Raw genomic sequence first — 24,237 nt, forward strand, 5'->3', positions numbered from 1 at the left:
AACCACATTTAAAGGTGGTATTAAACGCAAACGGATGAACTGCGCAATGGATGAAAACTACTTAAGTAAGGTTCTCGAAAGCCTTACAGGGTTGTGATGTTCATGCGGTTTCCGTGATTTAAGTGGGACAGTCAACGCTTGGCAGTTTTGGTTTGGTTGAGTGTTTGAGGTTACGGCTGGTTAATTTGAGCGTAGTGGTTTGCGTTGCCTGCCCCTTGATGCGGCGTTATGTGCACTGAAACTGCGATAAACCATGATTTGCTCACAAAATACGCAAAATGAACTTGAGTTAATATTCAACAACCTAGATATATCCGTGTGAGGAATCATTCTCATAATTTACATTTACACAAAAGGAATAAACAGATGGGCAAGTATGTAATTAAGAAATCTACAAAGGATACTAATCAACCATACTACTTTGTACTTAAAGCAGACAACGGGCAAGTGATTGCGACCAGTGAAATGTACGCTTCAAAGCAAGGGGCAGAAAATGGTATCGCCTCTGTTAAGAGTAACGCAGACTCAATAACTGTTGACGAGTCTTACACTTAAAATGTACTGTATTAGTTCCGACTAGATCTGACACTTCAATTTGAAAAGTTGAGAGTTACCCACTTTGATTAAAGGTGCTAAATCCGTAATCAAAGACAATAAGAGGTAACTCTCATGCTTCATACTAGCAACCCAATCATCAAACACAAAGCTGGCCTTCTCAATATTGCAGAAGAACTCGGCAATGTATCTAGAGCCTGCAAGGTCATGGGCGTCTCCAGAGACACTTTCATAACCCACAGTTGGCACCCATTCCGTTTTCAGACTTCTAAAGAAGCGCTCCATTGGCGCATTATCCCAACAGTTTCCTTGGCGAGATAAACTCTGTTTTATTTGAAAACACCACAGCAATTAACGGTATTTACGGCTGGTATAGTGACTGCCTTGGATGCCCTTCTAAGAGTCAAGTGGGTATTTGTATACTGTTGACTAAGGCGTTTCTATTTTTCAAAAGGTAATAAATTTCACGTGCTATATACCTCTTTAAGCACCGGATAGCTTCCATTTTTGACAGCCCATTAGCGATTCGTTTTTTGACGTAATCTTTTGAACGTTGCTCGGTTCTAAGCCTACCAATCGCAATAATATGGAGTGCACTGTTGGCCGACCTATCACCGCCTCGATTAAGCCTGTGTCGATTGGTTTTTCCTGAGGATGCAGGTATAGGGCTAACTCCACATAAAGCGGCGAAGCTAGATTCAGAGTTTAAGCGTTCAGGGTTATCACCCAGTGTTATCAGTAATTGTGCGGCGGATTCATACCCAACTGCTTTTTGTTCGATTAATTCAGGGGCAAGTGCGTCAACGATAGAAGAAATCATTTTATCCAAATCCGCAATCTCGTCATGAAGCTCGAGGTATCGACGAGCTAGGGATTTAAATACGATTCTATATGCGCTAGAAATGTTTTATACACAGCTAAATCAGGTCGACTTGATGCTAGGGTGCGAATTAAAGTCATATGAGTCATGTGTCTTAATGTATCCCTTATTTCATCGGGGGCAGATACAATGCTCGTTCTAATCATTTGAAGGGCAACAGTGCGAGCTGCCATTGCTGTTTTACGGCAGCCTTTGAGTATTCTTAACGACTCAACCATCCCATCTCGCGTCTTAGGTGTTACCGTACGTAATTTACAATACGCTGCATGAGCAGCATTTTCCGCATCTATTGTGTCATCCTTGCCTCGTTTTCTTCGATCAACTTTATCTGGGACTGTTACCTCTAATACTTCGATGCCATTGCTTTGCATATAACGAAGTAAGCCTAGACCATACGTCCCAGAACACTCAATTCCCACACGTGATACTTTGCCAAATGAGGACATCCACTTTAGCATTTCCTTATATCCATGACGGGTTGTTGGGAAATATTCACTTGATAGTACTTGGTTTGAGTCATTGACGATTGCAGCTACATGGATATCTTTATGAGTATCCACGCCACCAATAACATAAGATGATGTTCTACTTCGCTTCATTGGCAACTCCTTCACTATGTGATTATGGACAAGAGTCGCAAAACCAAATACTTGGACAAGACAGTAATGAGACAGGCGTCAGGCCCTTCTTGAGTCACAAATATCAGCGAGGCAACCCTCACCAAATAATGATACTAAGCAATCGACAGATCCAAGGAAGGACACATAAGGTCGATCGCTATGTGGGTCAGAAAGCTCAGTACATTATTGGTACCATCTTTCAAGCATGAACCAACTTTCTTAAATAGTGCATGAAGAAATCTAGCCAACACATTATTACTATCGCTATGGAACATGACACCTTTTGGCTTTCCGCGAGATTCATAGGCCATAGACAGCGCTTTACCTGTCAACCGACTATCAGGCGACAAAGACATTGACCAACCGATCACTTTGCGGGCAAAAAGATCGATAACGACCGCTAAATACATCCACCTATTACCTGTCCAAATATACGTAACATCGCCAGCCCAGACTTCATTTGGGGCGGTAACAGCAAACTGACGACCTAAGTGATTTGGAATTTCAATATGTTCTTGTGAAGCCTTTCTGTAACGATGCTTTGGTTCTTGGCAGCTCACTAAACCAAGCGTTCTCATTAGCTTTGTTGCTCGGTATCGGCTCAGCTTTACACCCTGATTTGTGACTATATCTGCAATGGTTCTCGCTCCCGCAGAGCCATTGCTTGCGGCGTGAGCCTCGCTAATCAAGCTGCGCAGTTTTATTGTTTCCGCATTAATTAACGCTGGGCGTTTAAGCCAATAGTGATAACTACTTCGATGAACATTGAAGACTTCGCATAATATTTTTACGCTGTGGCTCTGCTTGAGTTTCTTGATTGTCAAGAATTGTTCAGTGAGTCCGACATCAAGAGAGCCGTGGCTTTTTTTAGTATTTCATTATGCTCTTCAAGGCGAGCCAGTTTCTTTTTCAATTCCCGAATTTCTATTTGCTCAGGGGTCATAGGTGAAGCTTTCGGTGTTTTCCCTTGGCGTTCTTCTCTAAGCTGGCGAACCCATTTATCCATCGTGGACTTGCTCACATTCATGGCTTGGGCTGCTTCAGTCACTGAGTAATTTTGGTCTAAGACTAGCTGCGCTGCTTCTAACTTAAATTCTGCGCTAAATAATCGTCTTGTACGTTTTGTCATAATGTCACCTGTTAACTTATGAGGTGATGATATCACCTCTAACTAAGTGACCAAATTCACTATGCCACTACAGTTATCGAAAGCCTTACGGGGCGGTGATGTTCATGCAGTTTCCGTGGTCTGCCGATGAACTGCTGAATGAAATATGTGCAGCAAAGACCAACAGCTCCTAGTCGGCATATAATTTTTTAAAATTGAAAGTACGGAAGCAGAATAATTCGTTTTGATGTGCTAGAGCTCTTTAACTGATCACATTCCAGCCTAGTGGGGGGATAAAAAGTGCCAGATGCAACTCTGGCACTTTAAAACTAAAATTAAAACGTTAAACTCTAAACGCTCAACGTTAAGGATTTGAGACGCAGGATACGTAGTACCAGGCGCTCGGATCGTAGCTGATGATTCGCTCATCGATGAGGTGCACGGTGAAATAGCGTGAACCATCAGCATAAGGATCAGGATTAGGATTAAGAGTCGCCGTCCAATAGGCGTAGAAGGCCGGCCACTCGCGCTCGGTAAACATATTAATGTATACGTCGAACAGTTCCTCTTTTAGCTCGTCTTTTGTCGCTAAACGCCAGTTCTTTCGCCCGCCGAGACTATGGTCGTTGTACATATCGCACAGTGTCTCTGCGTCAGACCAGGTGAATCGGTAAAAAACACCGACTGGGCCGGACTTTCCATCTTCCTTATACGCATAAGTATCATTTGCACTACCGCCAATGCTGTCTAGGTAAGCCTTTGATGGTGAGTTGGTAAATAACTTACCATTACCCGTATCGAAGATATCAATACATGCTTCTGCGAGGTTGTCACACACATTCACATTCACCGTCTTGCTGGTGATGCCACCCTTACTGGCAGTGAGCTCAGTGTTACCTTTAGAGATACCCGTTACTAAACCAGAAGCGGATACCGTTGCAATTTCTGGGTTTCCTACTATTGTCCACGTTGCAGAACCAGCGACATCACTTTCAGTACCATCATCAAATTTAGCCATCGCAACCAACTGCTGTGTGCGATTTATTAACACCGAAATCGGTGAGGGGGTTACTGTAATGTCAAAAACCACAGCGTCTACTGGTGGCTGAGATTCAGAATTGAAAGCCCCTTCTGAATTACAACCAGTTAATAACGTTAGTAGTGGAAAAACCACTATTAGAAATAAGGTTTTAAAACATTTAATCATAATAATACAACCTACTCTTGGAATTTAAAGCTAGGGATGGTGACTTCAACTCTGCGATTCTGTGCTCTTCCCTCTATGGTTACGTTATCTGCAATTGGATTGGATTCCCCCTCACCCCACGATTCAATCTTCTCTGGATTTACACCTAAATCAATAAGCTGGTTCACCACTGCTTGTGCACGGCGTTCAGATAGTGTTTGGTTATAAGCCTCTGCGCCTGTCGAATCTGTGTGTCCTACAATAACCGCCCGAGCTTGAGGATGAATATTTAGTACAGAAGCCACCTCGGTTAATGATTGAATAAGATTATTACTGAGCTTGATGGCATCAAAATCAAAGCCGCCCTCAATAGTTTTTGCAGAAAAGGTCCACGTTTGAAGTAATGATTCACTATCGATAATTTCCTCTCCAGACTCTGAACTATTTTCAATAACAGGAGCCGTTTCGACTAGCGTTGATTGAGTTGTATGCCCAAAGGTATACGCAAGGCTTATCAAAGCCGCATGGCTATCGTATTTTCCTGTGTTTGATTTGCCTATACTATCAATATATTGGTAGCCTGCTGATAACCGAATACTAGGAGTCAAGTTATAATTTATCCCCACTTCACCAAGAGGAGAGAAGCCAGTCGCATCAAGTTTATCTGACGAAAGCTGTTTTTTTTCCATATCCCAATAGGCAACACCAAGTCGACCGTACAGACTTAGGTTATCTTGTAGATACCAATCGTAACGTAAGGCACTTTCAATCAACCAAGTTTTAACATTGACCGATGTGGCATCCGCTTTTAATTCATCATGATATTGATAGCCCATATCCCAACTCCAAACAGAGGAGAGGTGTACACCGCCATAAACCCCCCAGATAGAACCACTAGGTTCGGAGTGATTATAAGTGTCGTCTGAAGCCCATTGGTATCCCCCTTTAGCACCAATAAAAAATTGAGGGGGTTCAGTTTCTGCCAGTACAGGAATACTTAATAAACTAGCAAGCAAAGTTATTTTTTTCATAAATATCAACCAAATAAATAGATGGGTATGAATTCATAGATATGCATGTATGTGTATATTTATATCTATGCGTGGATGGTAGCATTCTCATAACAATTTATGCTGATAATGTTGGGGGATCGTTTCAAGAGTGGAACTAGTCTCACCTTTAGGTTAGAACGAGGCTTTATTTAGTTTGAGGGTGAATGCTAGTGACGGCTGATTTGGGGATTTTTAAGGTCATTCACGTTCTGTATATCTGTTGCGTCAATATTGGTTATTAGTATGTATTTTTTTATAGTTTACTGATATGTAAGGATAAAGTGTAATATCTAGTGTTCCCTTAATTAGGCGTTAGCGTAATCTGTTAGATATTAAATAATTCGAGGAATAAGCTTTTGGAAAACTTAGGTAATTCGAGTTGTATGAAGAATATGCGTTGATCAGTAAGAAATAACCTAATGTCTCAATTTAAGAGACTGTCTGAGCCATACATGAAATCTCGTCCTCAAAGTAGAATTGAATGGCTAGCTAGTAGAGGCGTAACATTATGGTTTAGACACTCCACTGTTGGACTGTAGTACCAGTCCATTAAAAGCGTTATATTTTGCAGTTGAAAATCCTACCTATGACTTAAAAGAGATGGCGCTGTTTACGCTATTCAGCCATACCGTTTCATCTTAGGAAGTGATTCACCATTTATAACTTATTCGATGGACTGAGCTATACATATGGCATCAAAATAGGTTGTCAACGCTAGGCATTGAGCTACAAGCTTGTATTGTCTACAATGGCGCACTTTTCTTACATATTTTAGGTTACGCATATGAGCGATACTAAGACAAAACCCGCTTTACCTGATCACTTGGCGGGGAATCCTCGCAGTCCACATTATGTTGCTGAGTGCTTTGAATATCCTATCGGTATTCGTCTTAATGGCAAAGAAAGAACAGATGTTGAAGAATATTGCATTAGTGAAGGCTGGGTGAAAATTCCATCACCAAGAGCAAAAGATCGTTTTGGCCAACCAATGTTGATTAAGCTAAAAGGCGAAGTAGAAGCTTTTTACAAATAAGCGATTGATTCGGCCTATAGCGACAGTGTTGGGGGAATGAACCTAACCTGTCGTTTTTGATCTGGATGATCTACGCCGTGTTTAGACAAAATCAGCAAAAGAATACAACCGTTTTCTCTTTCTCTGAATAAGGGTACAAACAAACGGAAGAGATTCAGTTGTATCTTCATTATTGTACATGCTGTTCTTTGTATACGGGAACGGTACAAAGAACAGCTTAAGCGAACTCTTACATCGGAATAACCAATATATCAATCGGAGAATGGTTAATTAGGCTACGAGAATAAGAAAGAAGTCGACTAACAAAATCGTGGTGATGTCCACAAATGAGCAGATCAAAACCATTATCATTGATAGTTTTTTCTAGCTTATTACTTAAATCTCCCGTCCCTACATAAAAATGTCTGATGGGAAAATCTGTATAGTTTTGCAGCTCTCGTAAGCGCTTATTGGAATGCTCAGTCAATGGCCGATGGTCTGGGTTGGCCTGAATATCCACTAAATCTGGATAGATTTCGCCAATAGCACCGTCAATATGGATAAACGAAACGTCGGCATGAACTAGCTTGGCAAAAGAAGTCGCTTTATCGATAAGCAATTTACTATCATCAGACAAGTCCAGTGCAACCAAGATATGTTGGTATGTCATCACTACACTCCTATATTGGGATAATTATTCTTATCATAGTGGTCATCATAAAAAATAGTGTCGAAGTGGTTACAAAACCAAAAAATACAGCGGCATTAGGAACACAGGTAAGAAAGTAATTAATAACCCTTGTGCAAATGCGCCAAGAATGGCTCCGCCTCTTCCCCCGGTTGCATTACCAAATACCCCAGCGGCTGCACCAACAAAGAAGTGAGGCACAACGCCTGGAATAATAATGGTTAAGCCCATGGCATATAACAACACCATGCCGACTAACCCAGCGGCAAAACTGGAAAGAAAGCCGACTAAGACCGCATTGGGTGCCTATGGGAATACAACTGGGCAGTCAAGAGCTGGTTTTGCATTTGGAACCAGCTTGTCAGAGATACCTTTAAAAGCTGGAACAATCTCAGCGATAACCATCCGTACCCCTTGTAAAATCACATACACACCACCTGCAAAGGTGATTGATTGCATCAACGCAAACATAAACCAATGTTTTCCGCCACTGACTTCGCGTACAAAATCACCGCCAGCAAATAAGCAAGTAATAATAAAGATAATACCCATGGTAAATGAAATAGCGACAGGGGTATCACGTAGGAAAAGTAAACTTTTTGGCACATTCATCTCTTCGGTCGAGTGGGCTTTATTACCGAATTTACTGCCAATAAATCCCGCTAATACGTAGGATAAAGTTGAGAAATGCCCGATAGCGACATCATCAGAGCCGGTTACTTGTTTCATGTAGCGATGAGCAATCGCTGGGAAGAAGACCATAACTGAACCTACAACCATGGAACCCAACGCAATTAATGGGACACCTTTCATGCCACTGGATGAAAGAATAGCGGAACTTGTTTCAGAAAAACTCAGAGAAAAAATTCAACAAGTGATCGACGAACTCGGTTACATTCCCAATAAAACAGCAGGAGCGCTGGCTTCTGGTGAAAGTCATTCTATTGCTTTGATCTTGCCTTCACTGGTTGAAAAGTCGAGCGCACTTTTTTTACCTCGATTTCAGCAAACACTCAATAAAGCAGGCTATCAACTTTTACTGGGTTACAGTGATTATTCGACGGAACAAGAAGAAAAATTATTGGCGACTTTTCTGGAAAGTCGCCCTACTGGTGTTGTTGTTTTTGGTTCGATTCATTCATCCAGAACTCAGCAGTTGCTTGATGCGGCGAATACTCAAGTGCTTGAAATCTCTGAGCTTAATGCTAACGTCGGCTACTTAACAATGGCCGTTGACCATTTTAAAATGGGGAAGCAAGCCACCGAGCATTTGATTCAACGTGGTTTTAAAAAGATCGGGTTTATCGGAGCGCGTACACAACACTCGACCTTGCAGCAAAAATTACATGGTTGGCAAAGTGCGATGTTGGAAAATTATCTCACTCCGGATCATTTTTTAACAACCCATGAAGGGCCTTCTGCTCAACTAGGTGTTGAAGGAGTGAGTAAATTATTACTACGAGAGGCGGGTTTAGATGCCTTAATTTGTAGTCATGAAGATATAGCCATAGGAGCACTTTTTGAATGCCATCGTCGAGTGATTAAAGTACCGTGGGATATGGCTATTATCTCGTTAGAAGGGACGTCAATGGGAGCTCATGCTTTTCCTAGCTTAACGTGTTTGGAAGTTGATTATGAAAAAATGGGAGCAAAAGCCGCGGAAATGCTTTTGCACGCCATTAAAAATGAGGCCCCTCCATCAAGGGTAGAAGTTAATTTTACTTTGCAAGTGCGAGCGAGTACTTCAATTAATTAACTTCAGCCGGGGGAGTTAATCGAACCAGTGGCGAGTACGGTTTACAAACCATACTAAGCTGAGCATAACAGGGACTTCGACCAGCACTCCAACCACGGTTGCTAATGCGGATCCGGAATGAAGGCCAAATAATGAAATAGCGACGGCAACTGCAAGTTCAAAGAAGTTTGAAGTACCAATCATACAAGCAGGAGCGGCGATATTGTGAGGAAGATTCATCTTCTTCGCTAAAAAATAGGCAATGGCAAAAATACCATAGGTTTGGATTAATAGTGGAATGGCAATGAGTATGATGGCTTGTGGTTTGGATAAAATGGTTTCTGCTTGAAAGCCAAAGAGCAATACAACAGTGGCAAGGAGGCCAACGATAGACCAAGGTTTCATGCGAGTCAGAAAAACATTGAGTCTAGAGTGGTCATCCGCTTTATCGAGTTTTTGGCGCGTAAATGCACCAGCAAGTAGTGGGATAAGAACATAAAGCACCACAGACAGCAGCAGTGTATCCCAAGGAACCGTGATATCGGTAACGCCAAGAAGGAACCCAGCAATCGGGGCAAAGGCAAAAATCATCACAATATCGTTGACTGAAACTTGCACCAGCGTGTAGTTTGCATCACCTTTGGTGAGTTGGCTCCAGACAAAAACCATCGCGGTACAAGGAGCAACGCCGAGTAGAATCATGCCTGCAATGTATTCTGTCGCTGTTTGTGGATCGACCCAATCAGCAAATAATCCTTTGAAAAATAACCAGCCTAAAAAAGCCATCGTAAACGGTTTAATTAACCAGTTGACAACTAAGGTTAAGATTAAACCTTTGGGTTTTTTACCGACATCTTTGATTGAAGAAAAATCAATTTGAACCATCATTGGATAGATCATCAACCAAATCAACGCTGCAATGGCTAAGTTCACCTGTGCATATTCAAATTGAGCAACAACGGCAAACACGTTGGGAGCAAGGATACCCAGTAAAATACCACCGACAATGGCAAGACCAACCCAAACGGATAAATAGCGTTCAAATAACCCCATAATTGTTCTCCTAAAGAACATGGTTTGATGAAAGACTTCTTAGACTTAGCATCAAAAGTGTGATTGAAAAACATATATGAAATTTCGCATATATCTAATGTTGAGTCAATGACACAAGTACTACTCATGGTATTGTGTTCAGAGACTAAGGGCGGGAAAGGGACGATTTTTTATGGCGATAGGGAAGTAACCCGTTTACTATCCACACCTATCCCTCCAACCGTGAAGCCTGTGGGCAGAATAAATAGAAGAACAGCGAATGAATATTGTCGATAAACTCAAAAAAGAATGGTTTTTACTGGGCATGGTCATTGTAATGGCTTTCGCTACCGTTACATCAGAATTAGGACGATCTGGTGGATGGATCCATCTTGATCAATTGACAGGAGTAGGGATTGCCATCGTCTTTTTTTTGCATGGATTAAATTTATCGCCTCGTGCGATTAAGGCCGGAATTACTAACTGGCGGTTACATATTTATATTCAGATGGCGACCTTTGTGGTTTACCCGCTGTTATGGGTGATTTTTGGTGATGCTTTTCTCACTTATATGCCTGCTGCCTTAGCATTTGGTTTTTGTTATCTGCTGGTGTTACCTAGTACGATCTCTTCTTCTGTCGCGATGACCAGTGTTGGGAAGGGGAATGTGCCGGGGGCGATTTTTAATGCTTCTCTCTCTAGTATTATTGGTGTCTTTATCACTCCTTTGCTTATTCAGTTGTTTATGGGTTTTGAAGGGGTTGAACTCAATTTGTTAGAATCAGTTCTCTCTATTTCTAAACTGCTTCTTTTACCGATGCTGATAGGCCAGCTTTTACGACCTTACTTGATCGCTTGGGCTGAACGAAATCAATCTGTTGTGAATAAAGTGGATAAATACGTCATTTTGATGATTGTCTATAATGCTTTCTGTGACTCGATCGTAAATGGCATTTGGCATGAGTTTTCGCTGGGTTTATTAGCGATGGCGATTGTGATTTGTACGCTTGTTCTACTTTTTATGACTCACCTTATTCAGTGGGGGGCAAAGCAGTTGAAATTTGCTCTGGTTGATGAGGTCGCCGCGGTTTTTTGTGGTACTAAGAAAACCTTAGCCGCGGGTATTCCTATGGCTAAAGTTATTTTTGGTGCAGATCCTTCGCTTGGTATGCTTTTGCTTCCGATCATGCTTTACCATCCTATCCAGATCTTTTACTGCGCTTTATTAGCGAATCGATATGCTCGTCAAAGTGAAGCCAAAAGTGCGTAGTTCACTTTTTCAGTAGGAGCAGGATTTGGGCCTAGAAAAAGGAAAAAGCCAGTGAGAGGAGCGCTCACTGGCAAGACTTCATGTTGTTGCTTCTAATAATAGAGGGATTTAAGCGGTCGCTACGTGTTTATCAGCTGCACGTGATTTTAGGAATGCATAACCTGCTCCTGTTACCACGGTTCCGGCAGCAATAGCGACTAAGTACATCAATACCGGGCTAATTGCATTTGGGATCATCAGCACAAACAAACCACCATGTGGAGCCATTAATTTAGCGCCAAATAACATAGACAAAGCACCGGTTAATGCCCCACCCACCATGCAGGCTGGAATCACACGCATTGGATCTTTTGCAGCAAATGGAATGGCACCTTCAGAAATAAAGCAAAGGCCAAGTACGAACGAGGCTTTTCCGGCTTCACGTTCGCCCGCTTCAAATTTGTCTTTCGCAAGGAAAGTGGCTAAGCCCATTCCTAGTGCAGGAACCATACCCGCAGCCATGATTGCAGCCATCGGCGCATAGGTTTGAGAAGCAAGCAGACCGACACCAAAGGTATAGGCCGCTTTATTCACTGGGCCACCCAAGTCAAAGCACATCATTGCGCCAAGAATGATACCGAGCAAAATAGCGTTGGTGGAACCCATGCTATTTAGGAACTCTGTCATGGCAGACATAATGCCAGAAACCGGACCACCTACGATGTAAATCATCACTAAGCCAGTGATTAAGCTGGCAATAAAAGGAATGATAAGTATCGGTTTTAATGCCTCCATCGATTGTGGAAGAGAGACATGATCAGCAATCCATTTTGCAGAATAACCCGCGATAAAACCTGCGGCGATCCCACCTAAGAAACCAGCACCTGTTGAGCTCGCAAGCATACCGCCAATTAAGCCTGGAGCTAAACCAGGGCGGTCAGCAATGGAGAAAGCAATATAACCAGCTAGAACAGGAATCATTAATGCGAACGCTGAACCGCCACCAATGGACATGAGCGCTGCTGCAAGCGTGCCTTCTTCTTTAAACGCTTCAATACCAAAGACGAAAGAAAGGGCAATGATTAGGCCACCAGCCACGACGACTGGTAACATATGAGATACCCCGGTCATAAGGTGTTTATAGACCCCTTTTTTCTCATCCGTAGCATTATCATTTGCATTGCCAGAGTGCTGATAAACCGTAGCTGTTTCAAAAGCTTTATCCATCTCTTCTGCTGTTTTTTTCAATGCAGGGCCCGTTTTGGTACGGTACATTTTTTTACCATTAAAGCGATCCAACGGTACTTCAATATCGGCCGCGATGATCACAAGGTCTGCTTCAGCGATCTCTTGTGCAGTTAACTGATTTTTTGCACCCACAGAGCCACGTGTTTCTACTTTTATCTGATGGCCTCGACGTTTACCTTCTTCCTCTAAGGCTTCTGCGGCCATAAAGGTATGGGCAACCCCTGTTGGGCAAGCAGTAATTGCAACAATTTTCTTCGCGGCATGGCTGGTTGTCGCCGATGTTTGGAAAGCGGTCGCTTCCGCAGCCGAAAGTTCTTTCGCTTGTTCGACCGCCATGGTGAGATACGTTTTGGGATCGTTAGTACAGGCAGAAATATCACTTTGGTAGACTTTTTTACCAACAAAACGAGTGGTATCGACAGGGGTATTAGTGGCAAGAATAACCACGTCAGCCTGTGCGATTTCGGTTTCTGTTAATGTATGCGTCTCCAATACGGAAGAGTGACACTCTACCGCTGCAGTCCAGTTCAGTGATTTGGCCGCCTGCTCAAGGAGACCTGCGGCAATAATACTATTGGCAACCCCGCTGGGGCATGCGGTAATGATGGCAATATTCATAGTTTCGACCTTCTGTCCTTAATGGTTAGTTTGATGACTAACGGGTTGTAGGTGGATATCTTTTTGTAGGGAAGTTAAGTATTCAACACTGGGTACACCCACGCCAACTTGTGTCACCGCAAGAGCGGAGAGTGCTGTGGCGAAAGTGATCAATGATTCTTTTTCCATGGTTTGCATATGTCCCCAGCACAGGCCAGCGACTAAGGTATCGCCCGCACCAACGGTACTGACAACATTCATTTTGGGTGGTTTTGCGTGTAGCCATTGGCCTTGATTGAGCCACATGGTGCCTTCCGCCCCCATTGAGACAACGATATTATCAATACCTTTGTCGGCTAGCTGTTCCGCGGCTAAGCGACAAGCTTCTGGGCTGTGTAATTCACGGCCGACGAATTGGGCTAGCTCTTCATCGTTGGGTTTAATTAACCAAGGTTTGGCATTGATACCAACAGCTAAGGCTTCTCGACTGCTATCAAACAGTACTTTCTTACCTAGCGATCCCAACTTTTCTATCCAAGCGGCACAACGTTGGGGTGAAACACCGGAAGGTAAACTGCCTGCTAGCACAAAATAGTCGTGATCCTCGGCAAGTTGGAACAAAGTCTGTTCAAAGCGAGCGATGTCTTGCTCATTAACATGAATGCCCGGAAAATTGATATCACTGACTTGACCTGATTTTTCGACCAGTTTGACATTAATACGTGTTGCCCCTTGGATACGGACAAATTTATCTTCCGCTCCCATTTGCTCAAAAAGTTGGCAAAACATTTCTTGATTATCTAGGCCAAGAAAACCAGTAACGGTAACCTTAGCTCCGAGATCGCTCAGCACTTTAGCGACATTAACCCCTTTGCCTGCGGCATGCAGAGATCCTTGCTTAACTAAGCTGACCGAGCCGACCTGTAAGCTATCTAAACTACCAGTTAAATCTAAGGCTGGGTTTAAGGTAATCGTAACAACTTTATTACTCATGACGGGGTTCCTTAATGCTCACCAAGGCCAGATTTAATGGCTAATCCGATAGATTCCAGAGCTTGTGCAGCATCTGGACCTTCTGCGGTAAATTGCAATTGATGGCCGTGTTTCACGCCCAATGCAATCACTTTCATTAAGCTTTTGGCATTGACGGCTTTACCGTCACCATCTAAGTTTGAGACTTTAATGTTGGACTCAAATTTTTTCGCTTCAGCCACCAGCATGGCTCCTGGACGGGCGTGCAAACCGTGAGCATTGGTAATTTTAAAGACAGCACTTTCGCCATTGCCGGTTTCACTGTGTGGGGCACTTTCGGTAGTGGCTTCTTGAGTAAAGAATTCGACCAATTGCTGAGCATCGGCTTGTAATAGTTTTTCTTGTTGTTGAGCAAAAACGAGTTGAATTATCTTATCCAACAAAGTGCGGTGAGAGGCATTACAAGCTGCAATCGCGATTAATGCTTTCACTGCCATCCCTTGATATTCGCAGTGGTTGGCGGTTGAAACAAAAGACATACCACTGCGTTTTACGTGTTTATCACTGCTGATCAACCAAAGGCCTTTACCTAAATGGGTTGGCTGTTTGGTCACAAGCTCGGCAACGAACTCGCTTTCAGTACAACCCGTGTTTTTAAGCAATCCACCTGCAACCACGCTCATCTGAATCATATCGCTTGCTGGAAACAGAAGCTGAATTAAAGAAGCATCAAACTCTGCTTCAAACTGAACATCGCCATTGAGTAGGGCAACAATATCTGAAGCTTGTTTTGCCTGCTTGAGCTTCTCCTCGACACCATCAGCAGACAAGACTTTGGTCAGCTGTTTTAAAATGCCTAAATGTTCATCTGATTTTGCTGCAATCCCAATTGCAACATAAACCGTATTACCGTCACCCCAATCCACACCATGAGGAAAATGATGAACCGCCACACCCGTTTCTTGCACTAAGTCGCGGGTATCGGTTGTACCGTGTGGAATCGCAATACCATTACCTAAGAACGTTGAGTTTTGTGCCTCTCGATTTAGCATGCCTTGGACATAGCCGGATTCGACCAGTTTCTTCTCTGTCAGATCCGCCGCGATAGAACGAATGGCCTCTTGCTTGTTGGACGGCGTTTGTTCTAGTCGAATATCTTTAGGTGAAAGTTGCAGCATGTTTGGCCCCTTAGCCCATCAAAGGCTTTTTGACATAACACCAAATCTTGACGACTTGCTGACTGATGTTATGGTGATTTAAATAAGCTGAATCGTTTCAGCTTTAAGTTCAAAAAAATTTAGCAAAACGGTCACTGATAAAAATGAGCCTGTTTTATTAGGTTTATTCTAAAAAACTCGACTTGGCTACCAATTTAGGTTTTTGCTGAATCCTTTCAGCTTTCATACTGAATCGATTCAGCCTATAATTCAACTCAATTTAGGATCGAAGATTTATTTCTATGATCCCACGCACAGAACCAGAGTAATGGATATGACACTTGATGAAATTGCCAAGTTGGCTGGCGTCTCTAAAACCACGGCAAGCTATGTAATTAATGGTAAAGCGACCAAATACCGAATCAGTGAAAAAACGCAACAGAAAGTGATGGCGGTGGTTGAGCTGCATAATTATCGACCGGATTTAGCGGCTTCTTCGCTTCGAGCAGGCAATAGCCGATCATTTGGTTTGATCATCCCTGATCTGGAAAACACCAGTTATGCCAAATTAGCAAAGTTGCTAGAGCAAAATTCACGACAAGCCGGTTATCAAATCTTAATCGGTTGCTCGGATGATGATGCAGATATTGAAAAAAACGTTGCACAGGCTCTGGTTTCTCGTCGAATTGATGCTTTATTTGTGGCCAGTAGTATGCCCGAGGCCAGTGAATTCTATTGGAAAATGCAGCAGGCGGGGACACCTGTGATTGCGATTGACCGTCCTTTAGATGATGAATATTTTCCTTGTGTGATCAGTGAAGATTTTGGCGCGGCTTTTGAGTTAACCCAATCCGTATTGAGTCAATCGGTGACGACGGTTGGGTTGATTGGAGCCTTGCCAGAACTCAGTATCTCTCAAGAACGCCAGCTCGGTTTTGAATCTGCGTTAAAAGCGGAAAATAAACAAGCCTTACTAGGGTATGGCGAGCACTTTAATCGAAAAGAAGGGCGAAGAATTTTTGAACAGTGGCGAAGAGAAGGGATGATGCCCGATGCTATTGTTGCAACATCATATACCTTATTAGAAGGCATTTTGGATGTGCTCTTAGAATACCCATTATTAATGGAGAAGTTGCGTTTAGCCACCTTTGGTGATAATCGGTTGTTGGATTTTTTACCTATAAAAATTAACTCGTTACCCCAGCAATTTGAACTCATTGCTGATAGCGCTTTAGCACTGGCACTGAATGCTTCGGCTAAACGCTACTCAACAGGAATTGAACTGGTACCAAGAAAGCTCAAAGTTCGTCGTTAGTCTATACCTTTATGTGATTGACTCACCACCGCTGCTATCGACGGTTGGTGAGTTTTTGTATCAGAGAAGCGATGAAATCAGCCCATAGCATGGGTTGATTGTTCCTAGCATCTTGAAGTTAGTTAGGTATATCATAGCGTTATTATCCCTATTGGCTTACAGGCTTGGAATGAAGTTTCTGCACACCTCTGATTGGCATTTAGGTCGTCAATTCCACAATGTGTCACTGCTTGATGATCAACGGCACGTCCTTAATCAAATGATTCAGTATATGGAGCACAATCCTGTTGATGCGTTGATTGTCGCTGGTGATGTGTATGATCGCTCTGTACCACCGACCGCTGCCATTGAATTATTGGATGAGGTAGTCAGCAAAGTTTGTGGGCAATTGGGTATTCCGATGATTATGATTCCGGGTAATCATGACGGTGCCAAGCGTTTGGGCTTTGCCGCCAAACAGATGCAATCATCCGGTTTGTATATCATCAGTAACTTTTCTCAAATGCTAACACCTGTGGTGCTGAACTCTGCTCAAGCGGGGGAAGTGGCGTTTTATGGTATGCCTTATAATGACCCTGAATTGGTGCGAGATGCGTTTCAAAATAAAGTCAGTAGCCATGACGAAGCCCATCAATATCTCTGCGAGCGTATTGTTGAGCAGTTTGACTCGTCACAGCGTCACGTATTGATTAGTCACTGTTTTGTCGATGGTGCGATGGAATCTGAATCTGAACGCCCGCTTTCTATTGGTGGGTCAGACCGAGTTAACCATGAACATTTCCTACCCTTTGATTATGTTGCATTAGGGCATTTGCATCAGCCTCAGCAGAAAGGACAAGACTTTATCCGCTACAGTGGATCTTTGATGAAGTACAGCTTTTCTGAGCAGCATCAGAAGAAAGGGATGACACTGGTTGAGCTAAATAAAGACGGATTTGCGTCGGCACAGCACCTTCCTTTGTCATCCCCCCACGATATGCGCATTGTGGAAGGTGAGTTACAAGCATTAATTACACAAGGGCAGTGCGACCCTCATCATGAAGATTACCTGTTAGTACGCCTGATGGATAAGCACGCGATTCTTGACCCCATGGAAAAGTTACGCAAAGTCTACCCGAATGTTTTGCATTTAGAAAAACCGGGGATGTTGATGGATGCCGATCAAGCCATGGGGCGTGCGCGGCTGGCGCGTGGCGAAATGGACATGTTTCGGGATTTCTTTCTGGAAGCCAAACAAGAGCCGTTATCTGCTCAACAAGAACTTGCCATATCTCAAGTTATTCAATCGCTTAAACATGGGGAGTCTTTGTAATTATGCGTCCGATTCAATTGACTCTACAAGCTTTTGGTCCTTTTGCTGCTCAACAAGTGATTGACTTTAGAGCGTTTGGTCATGCGCCCCTTTTTCTGATTAATGGTCCAACAGGGGCTGGGAAAAGCTCCATTCTAGATGCGATTTGTTATGCCTTATATGGGGAAACCACCGGGAGTGAACGCTCTGGCGATCAAATGCGCTGTGACTATGCCCCCGATTCGATGTTGACGGAAGTTCAGTTTATTTTTGAGCTAGACCAACGCCGTTTTATGCTCACTCGCAGCCCTGATCAAGAAGTGGCGAAACAGCGTGGAGAAGGGACAACCAAGAAAAACCATGCGGCAAGTTTAGTTGAACTACTCGAGTCGGGAGAAGAAAAACTGATTGCGCATCGTCCAACTCCGGTCGGTAAAGCGGTGCTGGAGTTGATTGGGCTTGATGTTAAGCAATTTCGGCAAGTGATGGTGATTCCACAAGGAAAGTTTCGTGAATTGTTAATCGCCAACTCCAAAGAGCGCGAACAAATTTTTGGTCAGCTATTTCAAACTCAGATTTACGTGCAAATTGAGCGAGAATTGCTTGAGCGAGCCGCAGGTATTCGTAAACAGAAAGAGCAGTTTGACCATCAGATCAAAGGGGCGTTAGACGTTACTTCACTGAGTAGTGAAGAAGCATTACAAGCCGAAATATTAGCCATTAAGCCGTTAGTGCAACGCAGTGAGCAAGCGTATCAGGCGTCACAAAAGCAACTCGATGCTTTAAAACGACAATGGAACGATGCGCAAGAGCTACAAAAGCAATTTAGCCAACAAGCGCAGCTTGCAGCAGAAAAAACGGCGATGCTTGCTCAGCAACCCGCAATTGAGGCTTTGCGTAAGAGTTTACAACAAGCCCAGAAAGCGGCTCGTCTCGATTTACCTTATCAACAAAACCGCGAAGCTCAGCGTCAACTTGACTTAGCCAAACAAGCTCAAGTGGCTAAGCAACAAGCGTTCGCCTTGGCTGAAAAGCAGCTAGAAGAGGCAACATTTGCCTATCAACAGGCGGCGAAGTCTGCCGAGCAAGTGGAACCACTGAATCAGCAACTTTATCAATTGGAAGGGATTGGAAAAAAATTTGCGGCTTTAGAAGAGCAGAAAAAGCTTCATCACAATGCAAAGCAGCAGTGGCTTACCGCTCAGCAAGGTGTTGAGCAAGCCTTGCTTAAGGTGCAAATGCTCGAAACTCAACTGCAAGCTCAACGCGAAGAAGTCGAAAAGGTTCACCAGCAAAAAAGTCGTCTGGAAGCTAAGCAGCTTACCCAAGCACAAATGAGCGATCACATAACGCTACGTCTTAAACAACAATCACTGGTTAAGAAAGTCACTGAACTTACTGAGCAATTTAAGCAGGTTGATCGCCGTTACCAAACGGCACAAACGGATGCTCAGCAGGCAAGGCAGCAAGCGGATCAATTAGAATTGCGCTGGCACACCAACCAAGCCGCAGAGTTGGCGCAAAGGTTAAGCGAAGGTGAGGCATGTCCGGTCTGTGGGAGCCATACCCACCCCAATATTGCCCAGTTTTCCAGTGACGTTGTCACTAAAGAGCAAGTGAAACAAGCGAGAGAGGGGCAGAAAAAAGCAGAAGCCAGTGAGATTGAATGGTTAAAGCAACACCAGCAAGTAAAAAGTGAATTGAGCTATTTTGAACAAGAGCAGCAGCAAGTCGCTGAGCTGATAGCACAGAAACAGATCGCCGATTTAGCGACACTGCAAGAGCAGGATAAACAGCTCACTCAAGAGATCGAACAGCTTTCACGACTCAACCCTCAGCAACTTGAGGTAAAAATCGCGCAGTTAGAGCAAGAGCTACGCACAACTCAATCGCAAGCTGAGCAGCAAAAGAGTGCGTTAGAACAAGTGAAGCAGCGGGAAATTGAAGCGCAAACCCAAGTCTCTAGTTTGCAGGCAGAGATCAGCAGCGACTTTACTCATGTCGATGAAGTGAGAGAAAGATACTCTGTGGTGCATAAACAAATTAAAGCGCTACAGCAAGCTGAACAATCGGCAAGAACCCATTTAACGCAAGCCCAGAATCATCGCTCAGCGGCTCAATCTTCATTAACCAGTGCCAATGAGCAGTGTGCAACATGGACAAAAGAGTGGCAACGTATGCAGCAGGTGTGGCAGGCGGCGCTGAGTCAAAGTCCTTTCACGGATCAAGAGCACTATTTGCAGGCTCGAGTTGATGAGGCTTCAATCGTTGAAATGGAGGGAAAAATCCGTCAATTTGAGCAGTTGTGGTCCACGCTACAAGGTAAGCTGGATAATTTGCACCAGACGTTAACCGATAAACAGCCGCCACACTTAGCGGAAATTCAAGCCAGTGTGGAGGCTCAGCAAAGCGATCTTAGCGCCAAGCTTAACGATTTTACTCAACAGCGTTCTCGACTTGATAGCTTACAACAAGTGAGTGAGAAACTGATTCGTTTGCATGAGCATAATGCTGCATTGGAAAAAGAGTACCAAATTTATGGAACCCTCAGTGACATTGCCAGTGGCAAAACTGGCGCAAAAGTGAGCTTACACCGCTTTGTGTTGGGCGTGTTACTTGAAGATGTTCTGATACAAGCTTCGCAGCGTCTACAACGAATGAGCAAAGGGCGCTATTGGCTTAAACGTAAAGAGGATCGCGCGAAAGGGAATGCTGGTTCTGGTCTCGACCTGATGGTGGAAGATGCCTACACCGGAAAATGGCGTGATGTTGCAACCTTGTCGGGAGGAGAATCTTTTATGGCGGCGCTATCGCTCGCCTTGGGTCTATCCGATGTCGTGCAATCATATAGCGGCGGTATTCGCTTAGAAACCTTATTTATTGATGAAGGGTTCGGCAGTTTAGATCCCGAATCACTCGATTTGGCGATTCAAACCTTGATCGATCTACAACAAGGGGGGCGATGCATTGGTATTATTTCTCATGTGGCTGAATTGAAAGAGCAAATTGCATTAAGATTGGATGTTGAGACATCCGTTCGCGGCAGTATCATCAAACTTATTGTATAGTGATGACTACTCCGCTCACTCATACTGGTGAATAATATGGATGCAATAAAAAAAATATACCAATATGCAGAGCCAAATCTCACGTTAGTCGGGTGGATGGGGCTGATCGGGTTTCCTGTCTATTATTATGTCTGGGCTTACCTGTTTCCACAGCCATATGAGTCGCTTGAGCTGAGAGGTTTTTGCTCGTTTCTCTTTGCGGGTATTGCTTTTCGCCATTTTTTACCCAAGGTTTTTCACCGTTATTTGCCGTATTACTACCTTTTCTCTATTGGGTTTTGTCTGCCGTTCTTCTTTTTTTATATGATGTTAATGAACAGCTGGTCCACTGAGTGGGCGATGTCTTTTATGGCATCTATCTTTTTACACATCTTGCTGGTGCATGAAACCAAAGTGATGCTAATACAAGCCTTGATTGCTTCACTTATGGCATATTTTACCGCGTATTATGTGATGAAGGCAGAGCCTAGCCAGCTCATTTCATTAACGTATGTGCCTATTTTTATTTTTACCTATGTATTTGGCAACTTATTCTATTTTCGTAACCAGATCTCTCATGAAAGCAAAGTGTCCATTGCAAAGTCTTTTGGTGCAGGGATTGCCCATGAAATGCGTAACCCGCTAAGTGCATTAAAATCTTCGGTAGATGTGCTACGCGCTCTGTTACCTGCGGCTGAATCGACGAGTGTGAGCTACACATTCACGGCTCAAGAATTGGCTCAGATACAAGAGGTGTTAAATAATGCCGATGAGGTGATTCATTCAGGCAATGAGACGATAGATTTACTCCTTACCTCCATTGATCAGAATCGAGTTTCGACGTCAACATTTAAAAAACATTCAGCGAAAGCCATCGTAAATAATGCGATACGTTCATTTTCCTATCCGAAAGCATTGGATAAATCGATGGTAACGGTGACGATTGAGCATGAGTTTGATTTTTTAGGCAGTGATACCTTGCTTAAGTTTGCCTTATATAACTTGCTGAAAAATGCATTTTATTACCAAAATAGTGACTATTTTCAGATTGATATCAAGCTAAAGCGGCAATTTGATAACAATATTATTGTGGTTAGAGATAATGGTGTGGGAATTGCTCCTGATCAACTTGATGAAGTTTTTAAAGATTTTTATACTTTTGGTAAAAATAATAGCTATGGGCTAGGGTTACCTTTCTGCCGAAAAGTAATGCGTTCATTTGGTGGAAGTATTCACTGTCGTTCTGTTTTTGGTGAGTGGACCGAATTTATCCTAACTTTTCCCGATTATTTTTCTGAACGAGTGAAACACATCAAACTGGATTTAATGAAGTCTAAGTCGGTTCTATATATCGGTGAACAGGAAATTATTTATCATCATTTGAATGAACAGGCGTTTTATCAAGGTTTTTCTATGAATAGCGTCAGCCTTGAACAAGCCATTCAACGAGAAGAATTTGAATTTGAGTTCGATGTTATTTTAATTAATCTGGATAAATTATCATCACAATGGGGTAGACTGAGTGTATTAGAAGATAAGCTCCATTTCACTGAAGCAAAAATTGGATACTTATATGATAAAAACCATCATTATCCGGTTAATATTTCACGGTATTTAACTATTTATCCAATTGAAATGCACCAACTATTACTTGATAGTTCATTAATGATGGAGCAACTATTTTTTGAAATGGAGGAAAATTCGGCCAATAGAAATCAGATTAAATCAGCTGAAGTTTGCTATCAACGGCGTATTTTATTAGTGGATGATAATGAATCATTACGTCTCTTTTCTGCCTTATTGTTGGAAAAACAAGGTTATGAAGTTTTTCAAGCCAATAATGGTAAACAGGCATTAGAGATTCTTTCAAATGAAAGTGTGGATTTAATTATTATGGATCTTGATATGCCGGTAATGAATGGTTTCGATACAACTAAGGCTATCCGTAATTTAGATACAAGCTATCATCATATTCCTATTATTGGATATACTGGCGATGATCGATCAGAAACGGTTTCTGAAATTTATAAAATAGGCATGAATGATTATATTGTAAAACCGGCAGATAAAGAAATTCTTTTAAGAAAAATAGCAAATTGGTTATGATTATTTATAAACAAGTGATCAACAATGTTGCTATTGATCACTTGTTTGCTAGGTTTAATCGTTATTTAAAATATAAATTTGTATTATTGATTGCTAAACTACAAACGTGGATAATTTTATCCAATTGCTCTTGCGTTAGTGAGCTGTTTAAAGATAATCGAATAATATTTTTATTTTTTGCGGTTGCGGGGCGACAGAATACTGCACCAAATACACCATTTTCTTCTAAATAGTCTCTGACTTTTTCTGTATTTTCTTCATCTCCGGTTTCTAAAGCGATAATTTGAGATTGGCTACGTATAGTAAAGCCTAGTTTAATTAATGCTGTTCGTAAGGTTTGCGCATGGTGAAACAGTTGTTCTCGCTTTTCATCTGAGGCTTTTATCACCTCTAATGTTGCACTAAGTGCCTCGACTTCATAGGGAAGAATGGTTGAGCTAAAGATAGCAGGGTAGCCAACAAAGGGAAGGCATTTATCGACATTATTGTTTGCCCATATCGCCCCCGCTCGATAAGCAAAGGTTTTTGCTAGACTGACGGTCATAAAGTCGACGTAGTTAGATAATCCTAGCTCACACAGTAGCCCTGCACCTTGTGGTCCACAAACACCGAATGAATGAGATTCATCCACTAAAATAGCACAATGGTATTGTTTTGCTATGGTGACGAGATCCACCAGTGGGGCTAGGGTTCCTATCGTGCTATAGATGGAGTCCACCGCAATAATACCAGGGCCATACCGCTTGATGAGCTTGATCAGATGATCGCAGTTATTATGCATGAATGGGTGTAACTGAGCATTAGCATAGCGTGCGCCTTCCCACATTGACATATGGGCAAAAAAATCAATATAAACCGGAGTTTCAGGTGAGCAAATTGTCTGCAATAACGCTGTATTTGCATTCCATCCAGATTGCGATAATAGACAAGTATCAAACTGAGCAAAATCAGCCAGTTGCTTTTCAAGTGGTGGTTTAGTTTGAGCATCTTGTAAAAAAATACCAGACATAAAAAGGCTATCATGGCTTTCATCAATAGCATGTTTCAATCGATCTTTAATTAAAGGATGATTGGATAAGCTGAGATAGTCATTACTTTGTAAAATAATATCATTATTTTGGGGTCTTTTCCCTAATACAAGATGTTTACCATTGTGATTACTCTCAATGAGGTCATGGACAAATAAATCTAAACGCGTTTGAATAAACTCAGGTAGACGCGTATTTTTGGCATCGTTTTTCATCGATTATATCCTTTTAATATTTAATAAATGCCAGCTGACAATGGATATTTTGGTCGAAAAAAAACAGTTGTCATTAAGGATATATTATTGTTTTGCTGTCGCTAGAAAACTCTATTATAGTGAATTTATTATCTGTTTATCATT

Annotated in this window: 16 protein-coding genes and 5 pseudogenes; 10 read left to right on the forward strand and 11 right to left on the reverse strand. The window is 42.5% G+C overall.

The window, feature by feature from the left end:
- Positions 1-366: 366 nt before the first annotated feature.
- Both EXA13_RS05030 and EXA13_RS05035 read left to right on the forward strand, forming a co-directional pair.
- A complete protein-coding gene (locus EXA13_RS05030) occupies positions 367-555 on the forward strand; it encodes a YegP family protein (protein WP_238132202.1) in 189 nt (62 codons plus the stop codon).
- A 114-nt stretch (positions 556-669) separates the two neighbouring features.
- A pseudogene (locus EXA13_RS05035) lies at positions 670-786 on the forward strand (helix-turn-helix domain-containing protein); the annotation flags it as partial.
- Between the two features lie 172 nt (positions 787-958).
- Here the strand turns inward: EXA13_RS05035 and EXA13_RS05045 are convergent.
- The 4 genes and pseudogenes from EXA13_RS05045 to EXA13_RS05060 all read right to left on the reverse strand — a co-directional run bounded on the left by EXA13_RS05045 (position 959) and on the right by EXA13_RS05060 (position 5,380).
- Positions 959-2,034 (reverse strand): annotated as a pseudogene (locus EXA13_RS05045) (IS110 family transposase).
- A gap of 272 nt (positions 2,035-2,306) precedes the next feature.
- Positions 2,307-3,184: pseudogene (locus EXA13_RS05050) on the reverse strand (IS3 family transposase); the annotation flags it as partial.
- A gap of 343 nt (positions 3,185-3,527) precedes the next feature.
- The gene (locus EXA13_RS05055) at positions 3,528-4,370 is read right to left on the reverse strand and encodes an Ig-like domain-containing protein (RefSeq protein ID WP_238132203.1); all 843 of its coding nucleotides are present in this window, start codon (positions 4,368-4,370) and stop codon (positions 3,528-3,530) included.
- An 11-nt stretch (positions 4,371-4,381) separates the two neighbouring features.
- Positions 4,382-5,380, reverse strand: coding sequence for an OmpA family protein (locus EXA13_RS05060; protein WP_238132204.1), 999 nt, complete (start codon positions 5,378-5,380; stop codon positions 4,382-4,384).
- Positions 5,381-5,917: 537 nt separating this feature from the next.
- On the opposite strand from EXA13_RS05060, the pseudogene EXA13_RS16960 reads away from it, so the two are divergent.
- Together EXA13_RS16960 and EXA13_RS05065 are read left to right on the forward strand one after the other, a co-directional pair.
- Positions 5,918-6,043: pseudogene (locus EXA13_RS16960) on the forward strand (hypothetical protein); the annotation flags it as partial.
- A gap of 142 nt (positions 6,044-6,185) precedes the next feature.
- Positions 6,186-6,434 (forward strand): DUF3297 family protein, encoded by a 249-nt coding sequence (locus EXA13_RS05065; RefSeq protein WP_238132205.1) that lies wholly within the window; start codon positions 6,186-6,188, stop codon positions 6,432-6,434.
- 229 nt (positions 6,435-6,663) lie between these two features.
- Here EXA13_RS05065 and EXA13_RS05070 read toward each other — a convergent pair whose 3' ends face one another.
- Positions 6,664-7,083, reverse strand: coding sequence for a universal stress protein (locus EXA13_RS05070; protein ID WP_238132206.1), 420 nt, complete (start codon positions 7,081-7,083; stop codon positions 6,664-6,666).
- 87 nt (positions 7,084-7,170) lie between these two features.
- Positions 7,171-7,941: pseudogene (locus tag EXA13_RS05075) on the reverse strand (PTS transporter subunit IIC); the annotation flags it as partial.
- On the opposite strand from EXA13_RS05075, the gene EXA13_RS05080 reads away from it, so the two are divergent.
- Positions 7,880-8,857, forward strand: a complete 978-nt coding sequence (locus EXA13_RS05080; RefSeq protein WP_238132207.1) for a LacI family DNA-binding transcriptional regulator — start codon at positions 7,880-7,882, stop codon at positions 8,855-8,857. The pseudogene EXA13_RS05075 and the gene EXA13_RS05080 sit on opposite strands and share 62 nt — an antisense overlap.
- 15 nt (positions 8,858-8,872) lie before the next feature.
- On the opposite strand, the gene arsB is transcribed toward EXA13_RS05080, so the two are convergent.
- A complete protein-coding gene (gene arsB / locus EXA13_RS05085; RefSeq protein WP_238132208.1) occupies positions 8,873-9,889 on the reverse strand; it encodes an ACR3 family arsenite efflux transporter in 1,017 nt (338 codons plus the stop codon).
- A gap of 259 nt (positions 9,890-10,148) precedes the next feature.
- On the opposite strand from arsB, the gene EXA13_RS05090 reads away from it, so the two are divergent.
- Positions 10,149-11,138 carry a bile acid:sodium symporter family protein gene (locus tag EXA13_RS05090; RefSeq protein WP_238132209.1) on the forward strand — a complete coding sequence of 330 codons (990 nt, stop codon included), beginning with the start codon at positions 10,149-10,151 and terminating at the stop codon, positions 11,136-11,138.
- Between the two features lie 108 nt (positions 11,139-11,246).
- Here the strand turns inward: EXA13_RS05090 and fruA are convergent, their stop codons facing one another.
- From fruA to fruB, 3 genes are read right to left on the reverse strand one after another with little or no spacing between them, the layout of a single operon-like run.
- A complete protein-coding gene (fruA, locus tag EXA13_RS05095; RefSeq protein ID WP_238132210.1) occupies positions 11,247-12,983 on the reverse strand; it encodes a PTS fructose transporter subunit IIBC in 1,737 nt (578 codons plus the stop codon).
- An 18-nt stretch (positions 12,984-13,001) separates the two neighbouring features.
- Positions 13,002-13,955: a 1-phosphofructokinase gene (gene pfkB / locus EXA13_RS05100; protein ID WP_238132212.1), complete on the reverse strand. Its 954-nt coding sequence runs from the start codon at positions 13,953-13,955 to the stop codon at positions 13,002-13,004.
- Between the two features lie 11 nt (positions 13,956-13,966).
- Positions 13,967-15,112: a fused PTS fructose transporter subunit IIA/HPr protein gene (gene fruB / locus EXA13_RS05105; protein WP_238132213.1), complete on the reverse strand. Its 1,146-nt coding sequence runs from the start codon at positions 15,110-15,112 to the stop codon at positions 13,967-13,969.
- Between the two features lie 313 nt (positions 15,113-15,425).
- On the opposite strand from fruB, the gene cra reads away from it, so the two are divergent.
- From cra to EXA13_RS05125, 4 genes are all read left to right on the forward strand, one after another.
- The gene (gene cra / locus EXA13_RS05110) at positions 15,426-16,406 is read left to right on the forward strand and encodes a catabolite repressor/activator (protein WP_238132444.1); all 981 of its coding nucleotides are present in this window, start codon (positions 15,426-15,428) and stop codon (positions 16,404-16,406) included.
- A 169-nt stretch (positions 16,407-16,575) separates the two neighbouring features.
- Positions 16,576-17,718, forward strand: a complete 1,143-nt coding sequence (locus EXA13_RS05115) for an exonuclease SbcCD subunit D (protein ID WP_238132214.1) — start codon at positions 16,576-16,578, stop codon at positions 17,716-17,718.
- Between the two features lie 2 nt (positions 17,719-17,720).
- A complete protein-coding gene (locus EXA13_RS05120) occupies positions 17,721-20,765 on the forward strand; it encodes an AAA family ATPase (protein ID WP_238132215.1) in 3,045 nt (1,014 codons plus the stop codon).
- 36 nt (positions 20,766-20,801) lie between these two features.
- Entirely contained in the window at positions 20,802-22,850 is a 2,049-nt protein-coding gene (locus EXA13_RS05125; RefSeq protein WP_238132216.1) for an ATP-binding response regulator, read from the forward strand.
- Positions 22,851-22,911: 61 nt separating this feature from the next.
- Here the strand turns inward: EXA13_RS05125 and cqsA are convergent, their stop codons facing one another.
- Entirely contained in the window at positions 22,912-24,093 is a 1,182-nt protein-coding gene (cqsA, locus tag EXA13_RS05130; protein ID WP_238132217.1) for an alpha-hydroxyketone-type quorum-sensing autoinducer synthase, read from the reverse strand.
- Between the last annotated feature and the right edge of the window lie 144 nt (positions 24,094-24,237).

The sequence above is a fragment of the Vibrio cincinnatiensis genome (genome assembly GCF_022113815.1).
GTDB lineage: Bacteria > Pseudomonadota > Gammaproteobacteria > Enterobacterales > Vibrionaceae > Vibrio > Vibrio cincinnatiensis_A.